The sequence below is a fragment of the Nocardia sp. NBC_01730 genome (assembly GCF_035920445.1).
Classification (GTDB): Bacteria; Actinomycetota; Actinomycetes; order Mycobacteriales; family Mycobacteriaceae; genus Nocardia.
In genome coordinates this window covers 2,779,674-2,801,257 of sequence record NZ_CP109162.1, presented here as the reverse complement: position 1 = coordinate 2,801,257, position 21,584 = coordinate 2,779,674, and the positions used below count along the sequence as shown (strand labels likewise).

Here is a 21,584-nt window from a genome sequence, read left to right as displayed (position 1 = left end):
ACGCCTATCTGACCGGGCCTGGCCGACCGGGCCGCGACGGCGGCACGCGAGGAAGCCGACGCCTGGTCGGCGCTGTCCCGCTTCCTGCGCGAATGCGTCCTGGCAGGTGTCGGCGCGTTCGCGTCCTCTGTGGAGCCCGCCGTGCATGCGCGGATTCAGGCCGACCCCAGCCTGACTCAGGCGCGCACGGTCGTCTCCGAACTCATCGCTCGTCTCACGGCACAAGCCCATGCCGATGGCGCACTCCGTCCGGACATCACCCCCGCCGATCTCGCGCGCATGATGACCTTGCAGATCTACATCCGCCCCGACGAGGATCACCCTGCGGCAGTGCATCGCCTCATCGACGTGCTCATGGACGGGATGAGGGTGCGCTATTCCTGAACGTGCGCACTCTCGCCAGTCGGCGACATCCGTCCTCGGGTCGTCGTCTCAAAAATATCTCATAATGAGGCGGACTGATCGGTAGTCGGTATCAGATGCCGGTACACGGTGGCGCGCGATACGCCTAGTTCGGCAGCGATCTCTTCGATGGTGTGCTCGCCGGAGTTCCGCATGCTTCGGGCGGATTCCACCATCGCCGCCGTCATCGCGCCCGGGCGGCCACGGCCGGGCGGGCGGGGTGTCGGCTACCTGTTCGGTATGGGGCGCCTTGCGTCGAGGTCGAGCCGACCCCAGCAGGCGTTGCACACCATCGAGTACGGGATCAGTTGGCGCCCGCTGGGGGCGTTCCGATGATCGTGTTGCTCCGCGACGCCGGGCACGATTCCGACGACACCGCCGACAAGAGGCGGAAGTCGCCAGTTCAGGAATAGCGCAATGTTGGCTGGGCGATTCGAACCGCGTCAGGGAAGCCGGGGCGGCGGAAGCGGCGAAGGCTCAAATCGGGGAACGAGTGCGGTTCAGCCCACTCAGCACCGACCGGTTGGATGTTTTACGATCGCGGTACCTGCTAGTAGCTCGGGAAGACCTATGCTGTGCACATCCATCGAAACGCGCCAGGTCGAAGCCGTTGACGCGATCAGCGCGATCGAATGGGATGGCCTTGTTCCGCCGGGTGATCTGTTCTGCAGCCATGCCTGGCTGCGTCATCTCGATGAGGCAGCAGGCCCGCGTCCGGTCCTGACGATCAGCATCGGTAACCGGCTCACCGGTGCGACGGCGCTCTGGGATGGCGAGCAAATGCCCGGGCTGTTCCATCTACCGGATTTCTTCCCGGAGCTTCCGGGGCCTTGGGACCGCCCGTTCGTCTGGCTCGGCGCCCGTCGGTCGGTGCGCAACGGACTGATCTGCACGGCCGGGCCGCAACGGTCGTCGACGTTGTCTCACCTGCTCGCCGGCACACTCGCTCACGCCCGTGAGAACGAGCGGGCCGGGGTGGTGATGCCGTATCTCCCGGTGAGTGCCGCGAGAGAACTCGGGCGCGCGCATCCCGCCGCTCACGTGCTGCTGCATTCGGCCGAGGCTACGGTCGCGGTGCCTCCACACGGAACTGCGGACTTTGTCGCGCATGCGGGCGGACACAACCGCAAGCGGCGACGCCGAGAGCTCCGGGACTTCACCGCCGCCGGCTTCACCCTGGAATGGGTTGATCTCACACCCGAGATCGAGGCCGCGATCGCACCGCTGATCGCGAGCACCCGTCGCAGATACGGCAACGGCCAAGGCGTTGTGTGGATGCTTCGTGTTTTTGCTGCCCAGCGTCGAGTAGGTCTGCACGACCACGCAAAAGTCTTGCTGTGCTATCGAAATGGCAGGCTGGCCACTGTTGCCGTATGTTACCGGCATGGCGACAGCCTGCACGGCCGGTATTTCGGCTCGGACGAGGCGGCGAGCAGAGACGGCTACCCGTATTTCGTCACCACTTGTTATGCCCCCATCGATTACGCCGCACGTAACGGGTTACCTCGGCTTTTCCTGTCGACGTCGTCACTGGAGGCGAAGATCCGCCGTGGTGCGACGGTGGAACCGCTCGCGGCTGTGGTGCTGCTCGACCATGATGAACTCGACGTCGAACGTGTGCGTGCGCACAACAGGGACTTGGCGCGCGGTTACCGTGACCGATTTCCCAAATACTTGTCCTCGTTGAGCCGTGACTGGCTCGATTTCCTGTCCTGATCCGAACGAAAGGCCCGCCGAATGCTGCACCTGGTCTACCGGTTTCGACCGACCGTAAAGGCCCGAGCAGATCTGGCAGCGTTCTGGCAGTGGATCGCAGACCGTCAGCTCTGGTTCTATGCCGACCTGGACATGGTGCTCGGCACCCGGTGGTACACGGTGACCATCGGTGACGATGTGCATTGCCTCGAGCATCACGTCACTTTCGCCGACGAAGCCGAATGGGGCCGCTACCGTCGCGAAATCAGCGCTCGGTCCCGTGATCCGGAATGGGAGAAACGGCGGACCGGTCAGGACGAGTGGTATGAGATCCTCGACGCCCGAATCCTCACCGACCCGATGATTCCCGTCCCGCTACCCGCACCGGAGCAGCCCGGACCGGGATCGGACGCGGCGGCCCTCGCACTGCGCAGCCGGGTCCTGCTCGATCGGGCCCGGTTCGTCACCCTCGCCACCAGTGGGCCTGCCGGTCCTTGGTCGTCCACCGTCAACTACGTCGTGTTGCACCAGCCGCTGCGGCTGCTGTGGTACTCGCTGCGTGATGCACGGCATTCGATGAATATCGCCGGCTCGCCGCAGGTCGCGGGCTCGATTTTCCTGACCGGGCTGACCGGCTCCGACGCACCGTCGGGCATACCGATCGACGGCGCCCAGTTCACCGGAGAATGCCGCGAAGTCACCGCGGACGAACTGCCTGCCTACTACGACCGCTACTACGAATCGAACTTCCCCGATCCCGCGGTCCGTGCCGAGTGGATGCTGCCGTTGGACGAATTCCACACCGACGGCCCACGCCGGTTCTACCGCCTCGATATCGACCGGTGGTGGCTCTACGACGCACAACGTTGGACCGAGGACAAGCACGACACCAGAATCGAAGTCTCCGTCGCCGCCATCGACCGGTGACACCTCGGCGACACGACCGATCAGCCGGACGGCACGACGACGCGCATCGAATCCGGGCAGAGGCCGATTCCTACCCGAGGCGACGGCCTATCCTTTTCGCAGGTGAAGCGCGGTCGCCCGAGCGGCGCCGTGAGATTCCTCTGCGAGCTTGCCGGTCTCGGGGTGCCGGTTCATCCGACCGTCATTTCACCCATCTCGGACCAGCCGGTGGCGTCGATGGTCTGGCTGATGATCTTGGGGGTCGAATGAAGTGCCTGCGGTAGTTGGTCCATCGCAGCTTTGTTGAAGCCGGGCCACTATCTGGACGACGGCACACGCGGCAGTCCGTCATGCGATAGTTTCGCAGCTCTAACTCATAAGTTAGGCTTGACGAACTTGCTCCGTCGATGAAGGTTGGGCTCCACCGCATGATGTCTCGTCGAGTACGCCTGTTCTCCGCAGCAGTGACCGCGTGCGCCTTGGGTTTCGCGGTGGCATCTTGTAGCGGTGGCAGCACAGCCAGGGACGGTCGGCCGGTGGTGCTGACCACGTTCACAGTGCTGGCCGATATTGCGCAGAACGTGGCAGGCGAGCACCTGGCAGTCGAGTCGATCACCAAGGCGGGCGCGGAGATCCACGGCTACGAGCCGACTCCTGGCGACATCAAGAAGGCATCGAAGGCCGACCTGATTCTGGACAACGGCATGAACTTGGAGGCGTGGTTCGCCCAGTTCATGTCGGATGTGCAGGTGCCTCACGTGGTGGTCAGCGAGGGTGTCGCGCCGATCGCCATCGGCGAGGACGCCTACCGGGGGAAGCCGAATCCGCATGCGTGGATGTCGCCGCTGAACGTGCTCACCTATGTCGACAACATGGTGCGTGCGTTCGGCGAACTCGATCCGGGTCACGCTGCCGACTTCCGGGCCAACGGTGAAACCTACAAGACCGAGTTGCGCAAGGAGCACGACGAGTTGGTCGGGACTCTCAACACGCTGCCGCCCGGTGAGCGCGCTCTGGTGACCTGTGAGGGCGCATTCTCCTACCTGGCCCGCGACGCCGGTCTGAGCGAGAAGTACATCTGGGCGGTCAATGCCGAGCAGCAGGCCACGCCGCAGCAGATCGCCTCGGCGATCGACTTCGTCCGCCAGCGCAGTGTGCCCGCCGTGTTCTGTGAATCCACCGTGTCCGATGCCCCGATGCAGCGAGTGGTCGAAGCCACCGGCACAGCGTTCGGCGGTGTGCTGTACGTCGATTCGCTGTCGGAGGCCGACGGCCCGGTACCCACATACCTGGCGCTGATCAGGCACGACGCCGACATCATCGGTTCCGCGCTGACGGGCACACGCCGGTGAACGCGTCCGCCGTCGAGGTCCGCGATGTCACCGTCCACTACGGTGATGTCCTCGCGCTGGATCGGGTCGACCTGACGTTGGCGCGAGGGCGGGTCTGCGGCTTGATCGGGATGAACGGATCCGGCAAATCGACCTTGTTCAAGACCGTCATGGGCCTGGTCAAGCCTGACCGCGGGAGCGTGCTGATCAACGGGCGGGCGCCGCTCGAGGCCCGTCGCGCGGGCGCCCTCGGCTATGTGCCGCAGGCCGAGGATGTCGACTGGAGTTTCCCACTCTCGGTCCATGACGTCGTGATGACCGGCCGCTACGGGCAGATGGGCTTCACCCGCCGCCCCCGCCGCGGCGACCGCGCGGCGGTCGCCGCGGCCCTGGAACGAGTGGAGCTCACAGACCTCGCCGACCGCCAGATCGGGCAACTGTCCGGTGGCCAGAGGAAGCGCGCCTTCGTGGCTCGTGGCCTCGCACAAGGTGCGACGATCCTGCTCCTCGACGAGCCGTTCGCCGGCGTCGACAAGCGCTCGGAGGCCACCATCACCACGCTGCTTCGCGAACTCGCGGACGACGGGGCCACGATCCTGGTGTCCACTCATGATCTGCACGCGCTGCCCGGTCTGGCCGACGAGGCGGTGCTGCTCATGCGCACCGTCCTCGAACACGGCGACCCCGACTTCGTGCTGCGGCCGGAGAACATGGCAAGGGCCTTCGGTCTCGACGTCATGAACCGGGTGTGAGACAGATGAGCTTGATCGAATTCTTCGTAGCTCCACTGAGCTACGAGTTCATGGTGCGGGCGCTGGTCACCACCGTGACGGCCGCCACCGTATGCGCGGTCCTGTCCTGCTGGCTGGTGCTGATCGGCTGGTCACTGATGGGCGACGCGGTCTCCCACGCGGTCCTGCCGGGGGTCGTGCTCGCGTACATCCTCGGGGTGCCGTTCGCGGTGGGCGCGATAGTGTTCGGTTTCCTGGCGGTCGCGCTGATCGGGGTGGTCCGCGATACCAGCCGGGTCAAGGAGGACGCCGCAATCGGCATCGTGTTCACCACATTGTTCGCGTTCGGGTTGGTGCTGGTGTCAGTGACGCCGAGCCAGACCGACCTCAATCACATCGTCTTCGGTAATCTGCTCGGCGTCAGTCGTGCCGACGTGATCCAGATCGTTATCCTGGCTGTGATCACCCTCGCCGCGCTGGCGCTCAAGCGTCGCGACTTCACCCTCTACGCCTTCGACCCCACCCACGCCCACGCGATCGGGCTCAACCCTCGGCTGCTCGGCACCGCATTGCTCGGCCTACTCGCGCTCACCTCCGTGGTGGCGTTGCAGGCCGTCGGTGTCGTCCTCGTGGTCGCCATGCTGATCATCCCGGGCGCGACCGCATACCTGCTCACCGACCGATTCAGCCGTATGCTGGTGATTGCGCCCACCGTATCGGTGTGCTGCGCGGTGGCCGGCCTGTACCTCAGCTATCACCTCGACACCGCCTCGGGCGCGATGGTTGTGGTCACGCAAGGGACCGCGTTCACCGTCGTCTACCTGTTCGCGCCACGTCACGGTGTGATCGGTCGCCGCGTCGCCGCCGCTCGCCGCCGCCGAACCCGTGCCGAGGTCGCTACTCGCGGATGAACGTGGATCCAGGCTCGCGGCGGCCTTCGCCCGGCCGCATCGCGCCGAACCGATGGTTTGGACAGATCGGGTGAACTGGACGAGGATCTGAGCCCGGAGCCGGTTCGACACGGGGAGAAGCACATGTCACTGACGCGCAAGGCTGCCCTCGGTGTCGTGGTGGCGTCCGCCGCTACCTGCGCAATGGTCGGGAGCGTCGCAGGGGAAGCGCGTGCGGCCGGAAATTACTATGGCGCGCTTGCTCTTTCGTCGAGCACCGGAGCTGTCGCGTCGGCGGTGAACTATCCGGACGCCGCCGCAGCGGAGACCGCGGCGCGCGACCAGTGCGGTATCCGCGACTGTCGGGTGGTCGTGCAATTCTGGAACGCCTGCGGGTCGGTGGCCCGCGCGATGAACCTGCGTGGTGTGCGGGAATCGGGACGGGCGTTCGCCACGCCGACCTATGCGTTCATCGCCGGCATCATGGTGATGAACGTGGTCGGCTCGGCCAAGTCGCTGTTCGGGGAGGCGCCGGTCGCCGAGAGCGCGCACTATGAGATCCGTGCCGAGCAGGTCGGCCTGAGCGCGGCGGCTCTGGCGTTTCTGGTGTTGCGCGCGTTCTCCTCCGGATGTACCGCATTGACCGGTGCGGAAGCGATCTCGAATGGTGTACCGGCGTTCCGGAAACCCAAGGCGCTCAACGCGGCCCGCACAATGGCGGCCGCCACTACAGAGCTCGCTGCGGTTGAAGGCGCGCCTGCTGTTCGAACCAAGGGTGATGGTGACCAGCGTGCCGTGGCAGCTGCGGTCGTCGAAAAGGCGCGACCTGTCGCGAGTCGAGCACAGTCCCGGCGAAGTACGCAGAGGAATTACCGGTTCGCACCCCGCACCGAAGTAGCGGGCGGCCGTCGATACCACCGACTACCGCACCTTGCGGTGCGGCAACAAGGCCATCGGTCTCCTCCGGCAAGGGGCTGAGCTACCGATCGGTCCGTCGGGTGTCTTTGTCTCGACGGGCGGCGTGGTTACGGAGTGTCGTTGTCTGCCGCGGGTGGGCTGGTGTCGGTCACGCGCGGTAGCTGGACCGGCAGTCGGGCGAAACGCATGCGGCCCGGTCTCCGCAGCGGCGATGATGCGAGAGTGGACGAGAAGACGTACGTGCGGTCCCGGCAGGCGCTGCACGCGACGGCGGAATTGTTGATCGCGGGCCCGCAGTATCGGGAGTTCGGCACCATCCGGCTGCGGATCGTGCACGGGGGATTCGGCGGCGTGCGGTGGCCGTTCTCGGTCCTCGGCACCGAACTGAGGTGGCCGGAAGGACGGGCGCGACTACAGGGGACTTTCCGAGCGGTGGCACAGGCGGCGGGCTTCGAACCGGGAGCGCCGGAGGGGGCCTACGCGCACACGACGGGCATCGACCCCGATGCGGCGCTCGAGGTCGACATCTCGGCAGCCGGGTTGATCGAGGCGTGGTTTGCGCTGGGGGACAGGGCCTTACGCTGTCTGGAGCCGGATGTGACGCCGGTGCTGTGGCCGGAGCACTTCGATCTGGCGAGCACGGTCACCGAGGTGAACTATGGGGTGTCGCCGGGTGATGACGCTCACCCCGGTCCGTACGCCTACGTCGGGCCACAGACACCGCGCACGGGTGACTTCTGGAACGCCCCGTTCGGCGCGCTGCGTCCGCGCGACGAGGTGAACACCGTGGCAGCACTGCTGGAGTTCTTCGAGGAAGGCCGGGTCCGCGCGGCGCAGGGCTGAGGTGCCGACTGCTCCGATGGACGGCTACCCGGGCGCTGTCGCGCGGTCCTTCGCGGACGTGTCGCGCGCCAAAGCGTGCAGGTAGTCGGACGTCGATCGGTTCGCGGGAAAGTACGCTTCGACGGCGATCTCATCGAGTGTCACGTCGAACGCCGCACCGAATGTCGTGATGGTGTTGAAGAAGCACAGTTGCGCATCCCCGTGCCGAATGCGGATTGTCAGTGCGATGTCGGCTCGGTCGAGGCGGACGGGTTCGGTGGGCGCGTACGCGCTCAGTTCGTCGTACAGCGCGCCGAGCTGGGGGTCTCCGGTCTGCGCCGCCTGGCGGGCCAGCCGAGGGAGCAGAAATGCGCGCACCTGGTCGAGATTGTCCAGGCGTGCCGCGAAACCCTCTGGGTGCAGGCCGATCCGCATAAGGTTCACCCGCGGCTCGCACAGCGCGGGATCGATGCCGTCCAGGAAGATCCGGGCGGCCGCGTTGGCGAACAACAGATTCCAGCGGCGGTCGACCGCCAGCGCCGGATACGGCTCATGGCCGGAGAGCACTCGGCGCACGGCCGCGCGCGCGTCGGCGAGATCGGGGTCGTCCAGCGGCGTGTGCCGGTAGGCAGGCGCATGCCCGGCCGCGACCAAGAGCCGATTTCGTTCGCGCAGCGGAACGTGCAGCTGTTCGGCCAGCCGCTCCAGCATCGGCGGGCTCGGGATGGTGCGGCCGGTCTCGACGAAGCTGACATGCCGAGCCGAGGTGCCCGCGCGCAACGACAGTTCGAGCTGGCTGAGCCCGCGCCGCCTTCGCCATTCACGCAACTGTTCGCCGACCGGGCGATTGTGGTTCACTACGCCAGTATCGCCACATGGGCGACCGAGCCGCCATTACATGCCTGGTAATCGACAGTGCGCGGCCCAGGCTGCGACGGTGACGGCATGACAAACGACACCCCCGCCATCCGAAACAAGAACCTCGTCCTATACGTCCTCGCGCAGTTCGCCGAGGGCGACCTCGCGGCCCTGCGCGCCGCGCTGCACGAGGACTTCCGTGAGCACAGCCCCGGAAACCCCTCCGGTCGAGACGCGTTCGTCGAATTCGTGGCCGGCTCCCCGGTCGCGAAAGCTCGGATCGACGTGAAACGCGTCATCACCGACGACGAGTACGCCGTCGTGCACTACCACATGATTCCGGAGGACGATCCGCGCGGCGTCGCCGTCGCCGTCGTCGACGTCTGGCGACTGGTCGACGGAAAGATTACCGAGCACTGGGATGTGCTGCAGCCGGTGCCGGATCCGGACCTGATCCCGCACGGCATGTTCTGACGTGGTGCGCTGGTGGCCGTCTCCGGCGAGACGGCCGCGGCGGATCAGCGTGCGCTTCGTGTCCGGCACGAGCTCCGTGCCCGGCTCCGGTGTCAACGGGATCCGACCCGCAAGGTCACGCGCCCTTGCGTGCCGCGGACTTCTTGGCGGACTTCTTCGCGGGCGCCTTCTTCGCCGCGCTCTTCGATGCGGTGCTCTTGGACGCGGTGCTCTTGGACGCGGTCTTCTTCGCCGCCTTCTTCGGCTCGGCCTTCTCGGAGCTCTCGCCGGTCGCCGAACGGCGTCCGCTCGCCTCCAGGCTGCGCTGCAACGCGGCGACGAGGTCGACCACCTCGGCGTCCATCGCGCTGGGCGCAGCCTCGGGCTGCTCGGGCACCTTTCCGGTGCCGCTGGCGATCGCCTCGTCGAGCAGGCGCTTCAGCTCGATCTGGTACTCGTCGGTGAACTGGTCCGGGTCGAAGTCGTCGGACATGGTCTCGACCAGTGTCTCGGCCATCTTGATCTCTTGCGACCGCGGTTCGGCGACGCCGTCCAAGGATTCGAAGTCGACGGCGCGGACCTCATCCGGCCACAGCAGCGTCTGCAGCACCAGGATGCCGTCGCGGACACGTAATGCCCCAAGCCTGGTCTTCTGGCGAAGCGTGAAGTGCACCAGCGCCGTGCGGTCGACCTGCTCCAGCGTCCTGGCCAGCAGCACGTATGCCTTCGGCGTGCTGGAATCCGGTTCCAAGTAGTAGCTCTTGTCGAAGAGGATCGGGTCGATCTGCTCGGACGGCACGAACTGCAGCACCGGGACCTCGTGCTTCTCCGCCGCCGGCAGTTTCGCGAAGTCCTCGTCGGTCAGGATGACCTTGTCGCCGTCGGGCGACTCGTAGGCCTTGTCGATATCGGCGTACTGGACGGACTGACCGCACACAGTGCAGACACGGTCGTACTTGATCCGACCGCCGTCCTTGGCGTGCACCTGATGGAATCGGATGTCGTGGTCCTCGGTGGCCGTATACACCTTCACCGGGACGTTCACCAGCCCGAATGCGATCGAGCCCTTCCAGATCGATCTCATGCCCTCCATCATCGCCGAACCACTACGACCTGCGCGAGTGAACCGGAATCCCGAGTGTCGCGGCGGCGACACGCCGTCGCAGCTGCCAGGGGAGGGCCGTGAACAGCGAGCGCATCGCCGCGACGGTGCCGTTGAGGTCGGTGCGACCTGAGAGATACGCGCGTTGCGCGGCCGGAGACAGCATGAAGAACGTGTCGAAGAACAGCGGGATGTCCGCGGGCGGCAGGGCCAGCAGCGTCCGAAGTCCGGCGGCGCGCAGATGGTGGACCGCTCGCGCGGAGGTGGGCCACACGTCCTGGCCCGCCGCCACCATATCGGCCGCGGCCAGCGCGGCGGCGACGCTGTACCCGGTGGCCGGATGCAGGAAACCGCCCGCCGCCCCGAACGCGTGGCGGCTGGGTCGTCCGCCCTGCACCGGGAACCGAACCCGCTCGACCGGCTCGGTCCCGGTGAGCCGGATGCCGCGGGAGCGCAGTCGATGGTGCAGGCGCTCACGCAGCTCGGCGCTCGCCAGCGCCGGGCGCCCCGCCAGACAGGTCTCCTCCAGCAGCATCCGACCGCCGCCCAGCGGGACCGCGTAGAGGAACGAGCGCGGCGCGTCGGGCGGGGCGCCATGGTCGGCGCGCCAGTCCATTAACAGCGTCTCGAGGCCCGCGCAGTGCTCGGCGTCCAGGATCAGTCCGTAGGCGGTCTGCTCGGCACGGGTGGGTGAGCGGGCGACGCCGCGCGCGTCGATCACCCGGCCGGCCGTGAGTGGCGGGCCCGACGCGAGGGCCACGCTGTCGCGTGCGATGTCTACCGCCCGGTCCGCGATCACCCGAGCACCGGCCAGACGCAGGGAGTCGCGCAGCCGCGCGGTGTCCAGCACGACATATGCGCGGTCTACGTGGTGCGCGTGAGTTCCCCAAGCCATCGGCCGACGCACCGTCGCGGCGACGGCCTCCGGAGCGAGCCAGTCCGGCAGCTCGTCGGCCCACGCCGCGTAGGTGGTCGCCCACGGGCGGTCCGGCAGGGGATCGACGACGGTGACCGTGAGTCCGCGCGCCAAGCCGCGGTGTGCGAGGGCACGACCGGCCGGGCCGAGCCCGCAGACGACGAGGTCCGGTGTCACGCCGTGCCCCGGCCCGGTCGCGCCGTGCGGGGTGCGCCTCGGTGCATCGTCTGGTCCGCCCCTTTCGCTCGCTCGGTGGTCGGAGCCTATCCGCCGCGTTCGCTCCGACGGGCGCTCCCGTAGGCGTTCGATACCGGCGCTGTGCGAGCGAGCTCATACCGGCTACCGCCGCGGGAATCAACTGCGAGCGAGGTCGGTCCGATTCTCCCGCTGAGCCGACGCGGGCTCCGCCTGTCGTCGGAAACGGTGAACGAGCGAACCCTTCGGACCCGGCGGGTCTGGTGTTCGAAATCGCCGTTCGGCTGTCGTCCGTGATGACTCGGCGAACCTCCATCCTCCGGTGCACCAGCGGTGGACAACGGATCGCGCTCCCCGAAGGAATATCGTTCGCCCGTCGGCATCGTGCGGAATGTGTTCTCGCTCACTGGGATTTCGCCCTGCGTTGCTAGGATTCCTGGGCGCTGGCGCACGCACCCGGCCCCGGTGTCGAGGGCAGGATGTGTTCGGCGTACCGGTGTGCTGTCGTGGCGCGCCGGGCAGGTTGGCCGAACCGGCGACACCGCGGGAGTCCGAGGACGGTGCGGCGGAACGAGTTAGGGGAAACGCAGTGTTCGAGCTGACCATACGGCGCAGCCGGTGGATCCTGGGCGCGTTCGCGGTGCTCGCACTGGTGATGGGCACGCTCAGCGCGACATTGTTCGACAGAGTGCATGGCGGGGGCTACATCGACCCCGGCAGCGAATCCAGCCAGGCGGCAGCGGTCCTCCGCGACACCTTCGGCCAGGCCACGCCGAACCTCGTGCTGCTGGTGCAGACGCGCGAGTCGGTGGACGACGACGCCTCGGCCACCGCCGCGACGAAGCTGGTCACCGAGCTGACGTCCGTGGCAGGCGTCGCAGGCGTCACCTCGTACTGGACCGACAGGTCACCCCGGCTGCGCAGCGCCGACGGTACCAAGGGCCTGATCATGGCCGGCATCCTCGGCGAGGAAGCCGAAGTCGAGAAGCGTGTCGGCGATCTCGCCGACCGGTTCGGCGGCACGCACGGCCCGCTCGAGGTACGGGTCGGCGGCTACGCGATGCTGCTGCACGAGACGGTGCAACAGAGCGAGAAGGATGTCGTCCTCGGCGAGTCCATCGCCTTCCCGATCGCGCTGGTCGCGTTGCTGCTTGTCTTCGGCGGTCTGGTCGCGGCCGGCCTGCCTCTGGTCGTCGCCATGGTCACGGTGCTGATCACCATGGGCGCGTTGTGGCTGATCGCGAGCGTCACCGACCTCGCGGCGACCGCGACCGACGTCGCCGCCCTGCTCGGGCTCGGCCTCGCGATCGACTACAGCCTCCTGATCATCAGCCGCTACCGCGACGAACTGGTCGCCGGGCAGCAGCCCGCGGCCGCGGTGGTCGCGACGATGCGCTCGGCGGGCCGCACCGTCGTGTTCTCGGCCGCCACCGTCGCGGTCGCGCTGTCGGGTCTGCTGTTCTTCCCAATGCCGGCCGTGCGTTCCATGGGGTACGCGGGGCTCGCGGTCGCGGTGATCGCGGCGACAGTCGCGCTGACCGTGCTGCCCGCGATCCTGTTCGTGCTCGGCGCCAGAATCGACAGCGGCCGGTTGTGGTGGTTCCTGCGCGCCGCGCGGCCCGCCCCTGGCGAGGGTGCCTGGCATCGCCTCGCCCGGTTCGTGATGATGCGGCCGGTGCCCATCGGCGTCGCGATCACCGGGCTGCTGCTCGTGCTCGGCGCGCCGTTCCTCGGCGTGAATCTCGGCTTCCCCGACGAACGTTCGCTACCGGAGTCGATGAACAACCGCCAGGTCACCGAGACGATCCAGCGCGATTTCGCCGCCACCGAGCAGAACGGGCTGTTCGCCGTGCTGCCCGAGAGCGCTTACAGCGCAGCGGGGTTGGATGCATACGCCAGGAAGCTGTCGAATATCGAGAACGTCCACCGGGTCGATACCGCCACCGGCAGCTACAGTCACGGCGGCCTGCTCGCCGCACCCGCCCTGGCCGATGATCGCTTCCGCGCGGTGAACGCCGCCTACCTCGCGGTGGTTCCGGACACCACCGATCCCGTTGTGCTGGACCGGATCGCGGGCGACATTCGTGCCGTACCCGCCGCCACACCGGTCTTGGTCGGCGGCGTGGCGGCGGCGAACGCGGACGCGATCGACTCGGTGATATCGGCGCTGCCGTACGCGCTCGCCTTCGTCGTGCTGATCTTGTTGATCGTGCTGTTCGTGCTCACCGGAAGTGCGGTGCTGCCGCTGCTCGCGGTAGTGCTCAGCGTGCTCAGCCTGACCGCGACCTTCGGCGCGCTGGTCTGGATCTTCCAGGACGGGCACCTGTCCGGGCTCCTTGGCTTCACCGTCACCGGTGACCTGCCGCCGACGGTGCCGGTCCTGTTGTTCGGTGTGGCGTTCGGCCTCGCCATGGACTACCAGGTGTTCCTGCTGGCCCGCATCCGCGAGGAGTATCGGCGCACCAGATCCAACGCGCTGGCCGTCACCTCGGGACTGGAACGGATCGGCCGGATCGTCACGGCGGCGGCGGTGCTGATTTCGGTGGTGTTCCTCGGCTTCCTCGCCTCCGACATCACTTTCATGAAGGCGTTAGGCATCGGCTTGCCGCTCGCGGTGCTGGTGGACGCGACCCTGGTGCGCGGATTCCTGCTGCCCGCGGCCATGGAGTTGCTGGGCGATTGGAACTGGTACGCGCCGGAACCGTTGCGCAAGCTGCGCCGGCGCTTCGGCATCGAGGAGGGGCCGTCCGCACTCGTGACGCCCGATCGAGCGGATTGGCGTCAGCCCGTCCGGCTCTGACCCGCGGTCCGGCACGCCGACGCGCTCGACGCGCCGGCGTGCCGGTAGGGCGGTTGCCTGCGTGTGGACGGATCGTCACAGTCCGCCGGTGGACAGCAGCCCGCCGTCCACCCGCACCGTCTCGCCGGTGATCCACGCGGCCTCGTCCGAAGCCAGGAACCCGATCAGCCGCGCCACGTCCTCCGGAGATCCGAGCCGCTTCATCGGGTACACGCTCGCGGCCTGCTCCTCGTCGGCCGAGTACAGCGCGTTGGCGAACTTCGTCTTGATCACGCCGGGAGCGACCGCGTTCACCCGGATCTTCGGCCCGAGTTGCCAGGCGAGTTCTTCGGTAAGGCGGATCAGTGCGGCCTTGGACGCGCCGTAGGCCGCGATCACGCCGGTGGAGCGGATACCTGCCACGCTGGCCACGTTGACCACGGCGCCGCCGTGGTCGCGCATCCACTCCCTGAATGCCTCCTGGACATAACCGAGCGCCGCGACCACGTTGACGTCGAAGATCTTGCGCACCGCGTCCAAGTCGGCCTCCATCAGGGAGCCGAACACGGGGTTGATGCCGGTGTTGTTGATCAGGACGTCCAGCGAACCGAACTCCGCGACCGCGCGCTCGACCGCGGCCGCCCGATCCTCCGCGACGCCGGAGTTGCCTGCCAGCGCGATGACCTGGCCCGGGTGGCCCAAACCGCGCAACTCGCCGGCCGCCTCCTCCAGCGGTTCCTTCTTGCGTGCGGTGATCAACACATTCGCGCCGCGGTTGAGCAGCTCCGCCGCCACCGCCTTGCCGATGCCCCGGCTGGCTCCCGTGACCAGAGCGCTCTTGCCAAATAGATCGGTACTCATGCCATGGCACGCTAGCGCAGCTGTCGGCGCATTCCGTTACCGCCGTCACATGCGCGAGGCTGGGTGGCGCGGCGGCCGTTCGTCCCGGGTAAAATCGGTGGTTCTTGTGCGCGTCGGGTCGCACAATCGAGCAGCAACCGTCCAGCACCATCAATCCGCGAGGAGAAGTTTGTGATCACCGCGACCGACCTGGAGGTCCGGGCCGGCGTCCGCACCCTGCTGTCGGCCCAAGGACCGGCGCTGCGGGTGCAGGCAGGCGACCGGATCGGGCTGGTCGGGCGCAACGGTGCCGGCAAGACCACGACGCTGCGTATTTTGGCGGGCGAGGGCGAGCCGTACGCGGGAAAGATCCTGCGTTCCAGCGATATCGGTTACCTGCCGCAGGATCCGCGTGAGGGCAACCTCGACGTGCTGGCCCGCGACCGGGTGCTGTCCGCGCGCGGCCTGGACACGCTGATCCGCGACATGGAGAAGCAGCAGGCGCTGATGGCGGAGGTCGCCGACGAGAAAGAGCGGGAGAAGGCGGTCCGCAAGTACGGCAGGCTCGAGGAGCGCTTCTCCGCGCTCGGCGGCTACGTGGCCGAGAGCGAGGCGGCGCGCATCTGCCACAGCCTGGGCCTACCCGACCGAGTGCTCGGCCAGGCGTTGCGCACCCTGTCCGGCGGTCAGCGCCGCCGAATCGAATTGGCGCGCATCCTGTTCGCGGCCTCCGACGGCAGTGGCGGTCGCTCGGACACCATCCTGCTGCTGGACGAACCGACCAACCATCTCGACGCCGACTCGATCACCTGGCTGCGCGGCTTCCTGCAGAACCACGACGGCGGGCTGATCGTGATCAGCCACGACGTCGAGCTGCTGGCTGACGTGGTCAACAAGGTGTGGTTCTTGGACGCGGTGCGCGGCGAGGCCGATGTCTACAACATGGGCTGGAAGAAGTACCTGGACGCCCGTGCCACCGATGAACAGCGCCGTCGGCGCGAACGCGCGAACGCCGAGAAGAAGGCGAGCGCGTTGCGCGCGCAGGCGGCCAAGCTCGGCGCGAAGGCCACTAAAGCCACTGCGGCGCAGAACATGGCCAAGCGCGCCGACCGCCTGATGGCGGAACTCGACGATGTGCGCGTCGCGGACAAGGTCGCCAGGATCAAGTTCCCCGAGCCCGCGCCCTGCGGCAAGACGCCACTGATGGCCGAGAACCTGACCAAGGTCTACGGCTCGCTGGAGATCTTCACCGGCGTCGACCTGGCGATCGACCGGGGCAGCCGGGTCGTGGTGCTTGGGCTCAACGGCGCGGGCAAGACCACGCTGCTGCGCCTGCTGGCCGGGGCGGAGCAGCCGACCGCGGGCGCATTGGTGCCTGGGCACGGTCTGAAGGTGGGGTACTTCGCCCAGGAGCACGACACCCTGGACGACAACGCCACCGTGTGGGAGAACATCCGCCACGCCGCCCCGGACGCCGGCGAACAGGATCTGCGCGGCCTGCTCGGTGCGTTCATGTTCTCCGGTCCGCAGCTGGAGCAGCCTGCGGGCACCTTGTCCGGCGGTGAGAAGACCCGCCTTGCGCTGGCCGGTCTGGTCTCCTCGGCGGCGAACGTGCTGTTGCTGGACGAGCCGACGAACAACCTCGATCCGGTGTCGCGGGAGCAGGTGCTGGACGCGCTGCGCACCTACGCGGGCGCGGTCGTGCTGGTGACGCACGACCCGGGCGCAGCGGAGGCGCTGTCTCCGGAACGGGTGATTCTGCTTCCGGACGGGACGGAAGACCACTGGTCGACCGAGTACCTGGAACTTATTCAGCTTGCGTGAGTTTCATCACATGAACCTGTTGATCATGGCCTGCTGAGTGCTTAGCCTGGAAAGACGCTGCTCGGCGACTCGGAGGAAGCCATGAGCGACAGGCCCACACAAGGCAAGACCACATTGGGTAAGGGCACACGTGTCACCGGGAAGTCACGCGACCGCCTACAGACCCAGCTGAAGAAGCAATACGAGGCGGGTGCGAGCATCCGGTCACTGGCGCGGTCCACCGGCCGTTCCTATGGCTTCGTCCATAACGTGCTGGTGGAGTCGCATGTGCAGCTCCGCAGTCGGGGCGGAGCCAATCGCCGCAGGAGGCAGTAGTGTCCCGGGAGATGCCAAACCGGCGTCGGTGCTGAGATTTTCGCCGGAGAACAGCCCAGGCAAGCCGGTGGTGGTGTTTTGCCGGTGTGCACACCGCGCGGGAGTTTCTGCGCCTCGACGCGGTGGACGAGCTTCGGCTGCTGCTTTTCCGGTGCTGGCCGTCGGCTGTTCGATGACGTCGCGCTGCGGCAACTGCGGCTGGTGGATGCCGTTCCATTCCGGAAGTCGGGTGTGGTGCTGCGGATCTATCGCCGAAATCAGTAGCCCGCCACCATGCCGTCGCCGTCGACCAGGAGGTTGGCCAGGCTGCGGAAGATCGGCAGGCCGGTCTTGATCTCCAGGTAGGCGAACTGGCCCTGTGGGTTGACCTCGAGGAAGTAGTACTCGCCGTCGCGGCCGAGCCGGATGTCGAGGACGCCGAAGGAAAGGCCGAGTGCGCCCATCAGCGTCGCGAGCGACTTGCTCACCGCGGCGGGCAGGTGGTCGGGCACGAAATCGACCGACGTGTCCAGGCGGGAGTCGACCTTGCCGACCCCGGCTTGCGAGTCGATGCGCACAGTCCATTCGACGCCGTCCACCCAGACCACACGCAGGTCGCAGGTGGCGTCGACGTAGTCCTGGAAGGTGGTCGGCGCCGAACGGATCGCCGCGAGCCTGCCGAAATCGTCTCTGGTGATGATCCTGGTCTCGGCGAACTCGGCCCGGCTGGTGCCGGTGCGCTTGTAGACCACTGGGCCCGGCCGAGATTCGACGAAGGTACGCGCCTCCTCCGGGTCGTTGGTGATCAGCGTCTCCGGCACGGTGAACCCGGCCCGCAGCGCCGTCTCCAGCTGCACGATCTTGCGGCCCGCGGTACGGTCGGCGCCGGGATCGTTGACCCAGCAGGCCGGGATCGACCAGAGCAGACCCTGGATGAACCCGTCGCATTCGGACTGGCGAAAATCGTTGTCCGAGGCGCGTACCCCCGCGGGCACCTGGGCGGGATGCGGGCGCCGCCACCACACCGATTGGACATCGTCGAGTCCCATCAGGTGTGAGAGCGAGCGCGCGGTACCGAGCCGGTCCAGCCGGAAACTGCCGGCCTCGCGCGGAAAATCGCGTAGGTCGAGTCGAATCGGGCTGAGCCCGTGGTGTTCTCGTAACGTCGCCGCCATCGCGGAGCCGTGCAGATCATCGGATTCGGACACGATCAGGACCGAACCCTTCCGGCGCGCCGCCATGTGCCGGCCGTTCAGTCGAGACTGTCGCAGTTGATGCCGTCGTCGCTGCCGTCGGACGATTTGGTCTGGCAGTAGGTGAACGTCGCGCCGTTCGACCCGGGGCAATCGACGAGTTGCATGCGGTCCGCCCAGATTTCGGTGAGCTGGCGGAGTTGGTCGTCGCCCAGCGCCTCGGACGGCGACTCCGGGATGGTCATCGGCCGATCGACCAGGTCGATGCGCAGTCGGCGGGTGAAGTCGGCGGTGGCGCCCGCGCGGATGTCCACGAGCACCGGACGGCCGTCTTGATCGGGGTGTGGCGCCACGGAATCCACCACCCGCAGCACGTCGGACCGACAGAACGTCCATGTTCCCTCGGCGACGCGCACGGTGATCTCGCGTTCCGATTCCGCCACCAGCAGCCCCTGGAGCGGAGGAACGCGATCATACTTCGGCGCGGTCCCGGGAAGGCGGATTCCGTCGGTCATAGCCGTTTCTCCGATCTGCTCACGATTTGCCACGACCCCCTGGCGTGTGAGCGATCATATCGCGGGAAGGCTGACGATCGGCTCGGATCGAGAGATTTCACGGCCGGTGGCAAACCTAATTCCGGTGTGAGAGGCGCTAGCGCCGAAAGTTTTTCGGCAGGCCAGGAATTGTTACGGCGCAATCTTCTAGCTATCTGAACGCGGCGCGAGATCGGTGCTCATAGCTCGGGATTGGCGGCCGTGTGGCCGTGCGTGCCGTCGGTGGATGCCGAGTAGGCCGGGGCGATCGGCGAGTTCGGTGCGGTGTTCGCCCGGTGACGCGACAAGTTTGCGGGCGGACGGATAGGGCGGTCCGAGGATCACGGCATCCGCGCTGCGAACATCCGCCTGCGGCGCCGTTGTTCCGAGTGGCGCCGGCGGATATATCCCAGCTACGGTGGCCGGCCGCTCAGCGTCGGTTCGTGTTTCGTTCGGCCCACCAGGCTGGGGCGTCGACGAAGTGGTTGTCGAACTCTTCCTGGGATGCCGCGAGATCGGCGAGCGTGGATTCGCCCTTGGCAATCCGGTCCAGCAGCCGGAAGTACTCGAAGCGCTGTACGCCGGGCATGAGCGCGATCATGATCCGCGCCGCGCTGTCCGGCGTTGCGCCGAAAGCGTGCGGCATGAGCTTCGGCACGACGATCGAGCCGCCGGCGCCGACCGTCACGATCCGATCGCCCGCCAGTAGCTGCAGTTCCCCCTCCGCGATGTAGAACAGCTCGTCGGACTGAGTGTGGTAGTGCGGCGCCGCACCGTCGGCGCCGCAGGCCATGGTGACCTCGAGGGTGCTCAGTGCGCCTCCTGCCTCCTCGGCGTCGATCAGCAGGCGCATGGTGACCGACTCGGCGCCCAGTGTCTCGGCGTCCTGTGCTTGGCGGATCGCGACGCCCTTGCGAGGGGTGGTGATCATCTCGGACTCCAGCTAGTTCGGTGATTTATAATTCGCTATCAAACTATATACCGGCGAATAGAATCTTGTCCATGACGGAGCGGATACCGGATCCGATCGACGCGATCGTGGCGCAGTGGCGACGCGAACGACCGGATCTCGACCTGGAGGCGATGGCCGTGATCGGCCGTCTCGGACGGCTGATGGTGGTGGCGCGGCGCGAGATCGAGGCGGTGTTCGCCAAGCATGGCCTGCAGCGCGGCGAGTTCGATGTGCTTGCGGCCCTGCGCCGTTCGGGCGAGCCGTTCGAGCTGAACCCATCGGTGCTCGCCGCCACGCTCATGCTCTCGCGCGCGGGAATGACCGGACGGCTGGACCGGCTGGAGGCGGCCGGGCTGGTGCGTCGCATCGCGGACGCCGGAGACCGCCGCGCGATCCGGGTCGCCCTCACCGATGCCGGGCGGGAATCGGTCGACATCGTCGTCGCCGAGCACACCGCGAACGAAACCAGGTTGCTGTCTGTGCTTGCCCCGGGCGACCGGCGCGAACTGGACCGGATTGTGCGGGTGCTGCTCGGCAGCATGGAGCCGGGCGAGTAGCCACCAGGGCGTTCTGCCGTCGGATCTCGCTTCCGCGTGGCGAAACGCGTGTCGCGATGACGTAACCCGTTACTCGGGACGCGCTGTGCCGCAGGGATCTACCTTGGGATTCCGTACCGAAGGTCGGTGCGGTGCGCGAGGAGGTCACGATGATCGACATCATCACGTTCCGTGGCACCGGTGAGCCGCGGAACCATGACGGCGCGCCTGCGGGCATGTTGCACTACGTCACCACATTGCTCGACACCGACCGGTTCAGCTCGTTCGAGCCGGACTGGCCCGCCTCGGTAGGCCCTGCGCCGAACGTAGGGGGTCCCTCGCTCGACACTTCGGTGCGGCTTGGCGTCGCCGCGGGGGTGCGGGCGATCCAGGAGTCACCGAATATCTGTGGGCTGCTGAGCTATTCGCTCGGCGGGATCTGCGCGAGCCGGATCCTGGAGGGCGTCCGATCGGGAAAGTACAAGAACACCGATGGCACGCCGCTGGAAATCGCGTTCGCGGTGAACATCGCCAACCCGCTGCGCCGAGCGGGCGAGTCGGTCGGAAACCTCTGCGCGCCCTCGACTTTCGGCCTGCATGGTCAGCGCGGCTCCTGGCCCGCCGCCGTGGCTGTCCGCGAGTACGCGAACCCTGGCGACATCATCACCGCCTCCCCGGCGGACTCGCCGCTGCGCATCATCGACGTCGGAGTCTCGCCGTTCTCCTTCGTCGAGGGTGCTCGCATCGGTGACGTCGCGCCGTTGATCTTCGCCGAACTGCTCGAAGTGCTGATGCGGGACCCGATCGCCAACCTCGATCGCTACGCCACCGCGGTCCGCGGCGTCGTCGGCTATCTGACCCCGCCGCCCGACGGACAGCATGTGCTCTACGCGGCGCACACCATGCCAGGCACGAGTACGCTCTGGACCACGCACGCCGCGGAGTACATCAACACGACGTACTGAAGACTCCCTCCGCTACCACTGACGCTCCCCGCTTCTCGCCCAGATCTGCAACATGACGACTGATTTCGCATGCACATGGGTAACTCCATGTACTCACATGGAAGTAGCTTGCGATTGGCATCGTTGTCAAGAGCCGCGTTGGAGGTAGTTGGTTTCATTGGGCCGCTGAGCTGCGAATACATTGAAGACCCACCCCATTCCGGCTGTGATACCGACTGCTAGCGTTGGTGTGTGCGAGCGTCGTTGGTTGACGTCAGCCATTAAATGGCGGGTTTGATGACAAGTAGCGACGGCTGGCTAGCAACCACGCCGGGCACGTGCGATCATCAGCTAGATGTGGCGGTTCGTCGTTGAGACTGCCCAGCCCCGCGCCCAGGCCGCGCGGACCTCGTCGACCCGATCACGATGTTCTCGGCCACCGAAGCCTGAATCTTCCCAACTGCTGGCCT

22 protein-coding genes and 2 pseudogenes are annotated in these 21,584 nt (G+C 67.1%); 15 read left to right on the top strand and 9 right to left on the bottom strand.

The features are described 5' to 3' along the window. Positions 1–18 precede the first annotated feature (18 nt). A complete protein-coding gene (locus tag OHB12_RS10780; protein ID WP_327121006.1) occupies positions 19–384 on the top strand; it encodes an SbtR family transcriptional regulator in 366 nt (121 codons plus the stop codon). 59 nt (positions 385–443) lie between these two features. On the opposite strand, the gene OHB12_RS10775 is transcribed toward OHB12_RS10780, so the two are convergent. Then, positions 444–557, bottom strand: coding sequence for a helix-turn-helix domain-containing protein (locus OHB12_RS10775; protein WP_327121004.1), 114 nt, complete (start codon positions 555–557; stop codon positions 444–446). On the opposite strand from OHB12_RS10775, the gene OHB12_RS10770 reads away from it, so the two are divergent. From OHB12_RS10770 to OHB12_RS10760, 3 genes are all read left to right on the top strand, one after another. Continuing rightward, positions 532–738, top strand: a complete 207-nt coding sequence (locus tag OHB12_RS10770; protein WP_327121812.1) for a hypothetical protein — start codon at positions 532–534, stop codon at positions 736–738. The genes OHB12_RS10775 and OHB12_RS10770 overlap by 26 nt on opposite strands. A gap of 234 nt (positions 739–972) precedes the next feature. After that, positions 973–2,118: a peptidogalycan biosysnthesis protein gene (locus tag OHB12_RS10765; protein ID WP_327118594.1), complete on the top strand. Its 1,146-nt coding sequence runs from the start codon at positions 973–975 to the stop codon at positions 2,116–2,118. A gap of 21 nt (positions 2,119–2,139) precedes the next feature. Next, a complete protein-coding gene (locus OHB12_RS10760; protein WP_327118593.1) occupies positions 2,140–3,024 on the top strand; it encodes a pyridoxamine 5'-phosphate oxidase family protein in 885 nt (294 codons plus the stop codon). Between the two features lie 170 nt (positions 3,025–3,194). Here OHB12_RS10760 and OHB12_RS10755 read toward each other — a convergent pair. Further along, a pseudogene (locus OHB12_RS10755) lies at positions 3,195–3,305 on the bottom strand (antibiotic biosynthesis monooxygenase); the annotation flags it as partial. 105 nt (positions 3,306–3,410) lie between these two features. On the opposite strand from OHB12_RS10755, the gene OHB12_RS10750 reads away from it, so the two are divergent. The 5 genes and pseudogenes from OHB12_RS10750 to OHB12_RS10725 all read left to right on the top strand — a co-directional run bounded on the left by OHB12_RS10750 (position 3,411) and on the right by OHB12_RS10725 (position 7,716). Continuing rightward, positions 3,411–4,355: a metal ABC transporter substrate-binding protein gene (locus tag OHB12_RS10750; RefSeq protein ID WP_442800008.1), complete on the top strand. Its 945-nt coding sequence runs from the start codon at positions 3,411–3,413 to the stop codon at positions 4,353–4,355. Continuing rightward, entirely contained in the window at positions 4,352–5,086 is a 735-nt protein-coding gene (locus OHB12_RS10745; protein WP_327118591.1) for a metal ABC transporter ATP-binding protein, read from the top strand. The genes OHB12_RS10750 and OHB12_RS10745 overlap by 4 nt, the downstream gene beginning before the upstream one ends. Before the next feature lie 5 nt (positions 5,087–5,091). Next, positions 5,092–5,976, top strand: a complete 885-nt coding sequence (locus OHB12_RS10740; protein WP_327121001.1) for a metal ABC transporter permease — start codon at positions 5,092–5,094, stop codon at positions 5,974–5,976. A 123-nt stretch (positions 5,977–6,099) separates the two neighbouring features. Further along, a pseudogene (locus OHB12_RS36240) lies at positions 6,100–6,678 on the top strand (DUF4189 domain-containing protein); the annotation flags it as partial. Between the two features lie 417 nt (positions 6,679–7,095). Further along, positions 7,096–7,716, top strand: a complete 621-nt coding sequence (locus OHB12_RS10725) for a hypothetical protein (protein WP_327118588.1) — start codon at positions 7,096–7,098, stop codon at positions 7,714–7,716. Between the two features lie 24 nt (positions 7,717–7,740). Here the strand turns inward: OHB12_RS10725 and OHB12_RS10720 are convergent, their stop codons facing one another. Further along, positions 7,741–8,553 (bottom strand): helix-turn-helix domain-containing protein, encoded by an 813-nt coding sequence (locus OHB12_RS10720; protein WP_327118586.1) that lies wholly within the window; start codon positions 8,551–8,553, stop codon positions 7,741–7,743. 87 nt (positions 8,554–8,640) lie between these two features. On the opposite strand from OHB12_RS10720, the gene OHB12_RS10715 reads away from it, so the two are divergent. Then, positions 8,641–9,027, top strand: coding sequence for a nuclear transport factor 2 family protein (locus OHB12_RS10715; RefSeq protein WP_327118584.1), 387 nt, complete (start codon positions 8,641–8,643; stop codon positions 9,025–9,027). Between the two features lie 115 nt (positions 9,028–9,142). On the opposite strand, the gene ku is transcribed toward OHB12_RS10715, so the two are convergent. Together ku and OHB12_RS10705 are read right to left on the bottom strand one after the other, a co-directional pair. Then, positions 9,143–10,090: a non-homologous end joining protein Ku gene (gene ku / locus OHB12_RS10710; RefSeq protein WP_327118582.1), complete on the bottom strand. Its 948-nt coding sequence runs from the start codon at positions 10,088–10,090 to the stop codon at positions 9,143–9,145. Between the two features lie 22 nt (positions 10,091–10,112). Then, positions 10,113–11,201, bottom strand: a complete 1,089-nt coding sequence (locus OHB12_RS10705; RefSeq protein WP_327118580.1) for a lycopene cyclase family protein — start codon at positions 11,199–11,201, stop codon at positions 10,113–10,115. A gap of 607 nt (positions 11,202–11,808) precedes the next feature. Between OHB12_RS10705 and OHB12_RS10700 the strand changes: the two genes are divergently transcribed. Beyond that, positions 11,809–14,019 carry an MMPL family transporter gene (locus tag OHB12_RS10700; RefSeq protein ID WP_327118578.1) on the top strand — a complete coding sequence of 737 codons (2,211 nt, stop codon included), beginning with the start codon at positions 11,809–11,811 and terminating at the stop codon, positions 14,017–14,019. Positions 14,020–14,094: 75 nt separating this feature from the next. Here OHB12_RS10700 and OHB12_RS10695 read toward each other — a convergent pair whose 3' ends face one another. Continuing rightward, positions 14,095–14,859, bottom strand: a complete 765-nt coding sequence (locus OHB12_RS10695) for an SDR family oxidoreductase (protein ID WP_327118576.1) — start codon at positions 14,857–14,859, stop codon at positions 14,095–14,097. 171 nt (positions 14,860–15,030) lie between these two features. Here OHB12_RS10695 and OHB12_RS10690 point away from each other — a divergent pair, with 171 nt between their 5' ends. Both OHB12_RS10690 and OHB12_RS10685 read left to right on the top strand, forming a co-directional pair. Further along, positions 15,031–16,662, top strand: a complete 1,632-nt coding sequence (locus OHB12_RS10690) for an ABC-F family ATP-binding cassette domain-containing protein (RefSeq protein WP_327118574.1) — start codon at positions 15,031–15,033, stop codon at positions 16,660–16,662. An 81-nt stretch (positions 16,663–16,743) separates the two neighbouring features. Next, positions 16,744–16,977 carry a helix-turn-helix domain-containing protein gene (locus OHB12_RS10685; RefSeq protein ID WP_327118572.1) on the top strand — a complete coding sequence of 78 codons (234 nt, stop codon included), beginning with the start codon at positions 16,744–16,746 and terminating at the stop codon, positions 16,975–16,977. Between the two features lie 257 nt (positions 16,978–17,234). Here OHB12_RS10685 and OHB12_RS10680 read toward each other — a convergent pair whose 3' ends face one another. The 3 genes from OHB12_RS10680 to OHB12_RS10670 all read right to left on the bottom strand — a co-directional run bounded on the left by OHB12_RS10680 (position 17,235) and on the right by OHB12_RS10670 (position 19,526). Then, on the bottom strand, positions 17,235–18,164 hold the full coding sequence (locus OHB12_RS10680) for a hypothetical protein (protein WP_327118570.1): 930 nt from the start codon (positions 18,162–18,164) through the stop codon (positions 17,235–17,237). Between the two features lie 44 nt (positions 18,165–18,208). Beyond that, positions 18,209–18,664: a hypothetical protein gene (locus tag OHB12_RS10675; protein ID WP_327118568.1), complete on the bottom strand. Its 456-nt coding sequence runs from the start codon at positions 18,662–18,664 to the stop codon at positions 18,209–18,211. A gap of 448 nt (positions 18,665–19,112) precedes the next feature. Next, positions 19,113–19,526, bottom strand: coding sequence for a cupin domain-containing protein (locus OHB12_RS10670; RefSeq protein ID WP_442800082.1), 414 nt, complete (start codon positions 19,524–19,526; stop codon positions 19,113–19,115). A gap of 158 nt (positions 19,527–19,684) precedes the next feature. Here OHB12_RS10670 and OHB12_RS10665 point away from each other — a divergent pair, with 158 nt between their 5' ends. Beyond that, positions 19,685–20,191 (top strand): MarR family winged helix-turn-helix transcriptional regulator, encoded by a 507-nt coding sequence (locus OHB12_RS10665; protein WP_327118566.1) that lies wholly within the window; start codon positions 19,685–19,687, stop codon positions 20,189–20,191. A 149-nt stretch (positions 20,192–20,340) separates the two neighbouring features. Beyond that, positions 20,341–21,135: a hypothetical protein gene (locus tag OHB12_RS10660; RefSeq protein ID WP_327118564.1), complete on the top strand. Its 795-nt coding sequence runs from the start codon at positions 20,341–20,343 to the stop codon at positions 21,133–21,135. Positions 21,136–21,584 lie beyond the last annotated feature (449 nt).

Bases quoted from the DNA above. Each gene is read 5' to 3' on its own strand.
- OHB12_RS10770 (WP_327121812.1), top strand. From the start codon at position 532: ATGGTGTGCTCGCCGGAGTTCCGCATGCTTCGGGCGGATTCCACCATC.
- OHB12_RS10775 (WP_327121004.1), bottom strand. From the start codon at position 557: ATGCGGAACTCCGGCGAGCACACCATCGAAGAGATCGCTGCCGAACTA.
- OHB12_RS10765 (WP_327118594.1), top strand. From the start codon at position 973: ATGCTGTGCACATCCATCGAAACGCGCCAGGTCGAAGCCGTTGACGCG.
- OHB12_RS10760 (WP_327118593.1), top strand. From the start codon at position 2,140: ATGCTGCACCTGGTCTACCGGTTTCGACCGACCGTAAAGGCCCGAGCA.
- OHB12_RS10750 (WP_442800008.1), top strand. From the start codon at position 3,411: ATGAAGGTTGGGCTCCACCGCATGATGTCTCGTCGAGTACGCCTGTTC.
- OHB12_RS10740 (WP_327121001.1), top strand. From the start codon at position 5,092: ATGAGCTTGATCGAATTCTTCGTAGCTCCACTGAGCTACGAGTTCATG.
- OHB12_RS10715 (WP_327118584.1), top strand. From the start codon at position 8,641: ATGACAAACGACACCCCCGCCATCCGAAACAAGAACCTCGTCCTATAC.
- ku (WP_327118582.1), bottom strand. From the start codon at position 10,090: ATGAGATCGATCTGGAAGGGCTCGATCGCATTCGGGCTGGTGAACGTC.
- OHB12_RS10695 (WP_327118576.1), bottom strand. From the start codon at position 14,859: ATGAGTACCGATCTATTTGGCAAGAGCGCTCTGGTCACGGGAGCCAGC.
- OHB12_RS10685 (WP_327118572.1), top strand. From the start codon at position 16,744: ATGAGCGACAGGCCCACACAAGGCAAGACCACATTGGGTAAGGGCACA.
- OHB12_RS10675 (WP_327118568.1), bottom strand. From the start codon at position 18,664: ATGACCGACGGAATCCGCCTTCCCGGGACCGCGCCGAAGTATGATCGC.
- OHB12_RS10665 (WP_327118566.1), top strand. From the start codon at position 19,685: ATGACGGAGCGGATACCGGATCCGATCGACGCGATCGTGGCGCAGTGG.
- OHB12_RS10660 (WP_327118564.1), top strand. From the start codon at position 20,341: ATGATCGACATCATCACGTTCCGTGGCACCGGTGAGCCGCGGAACCAT.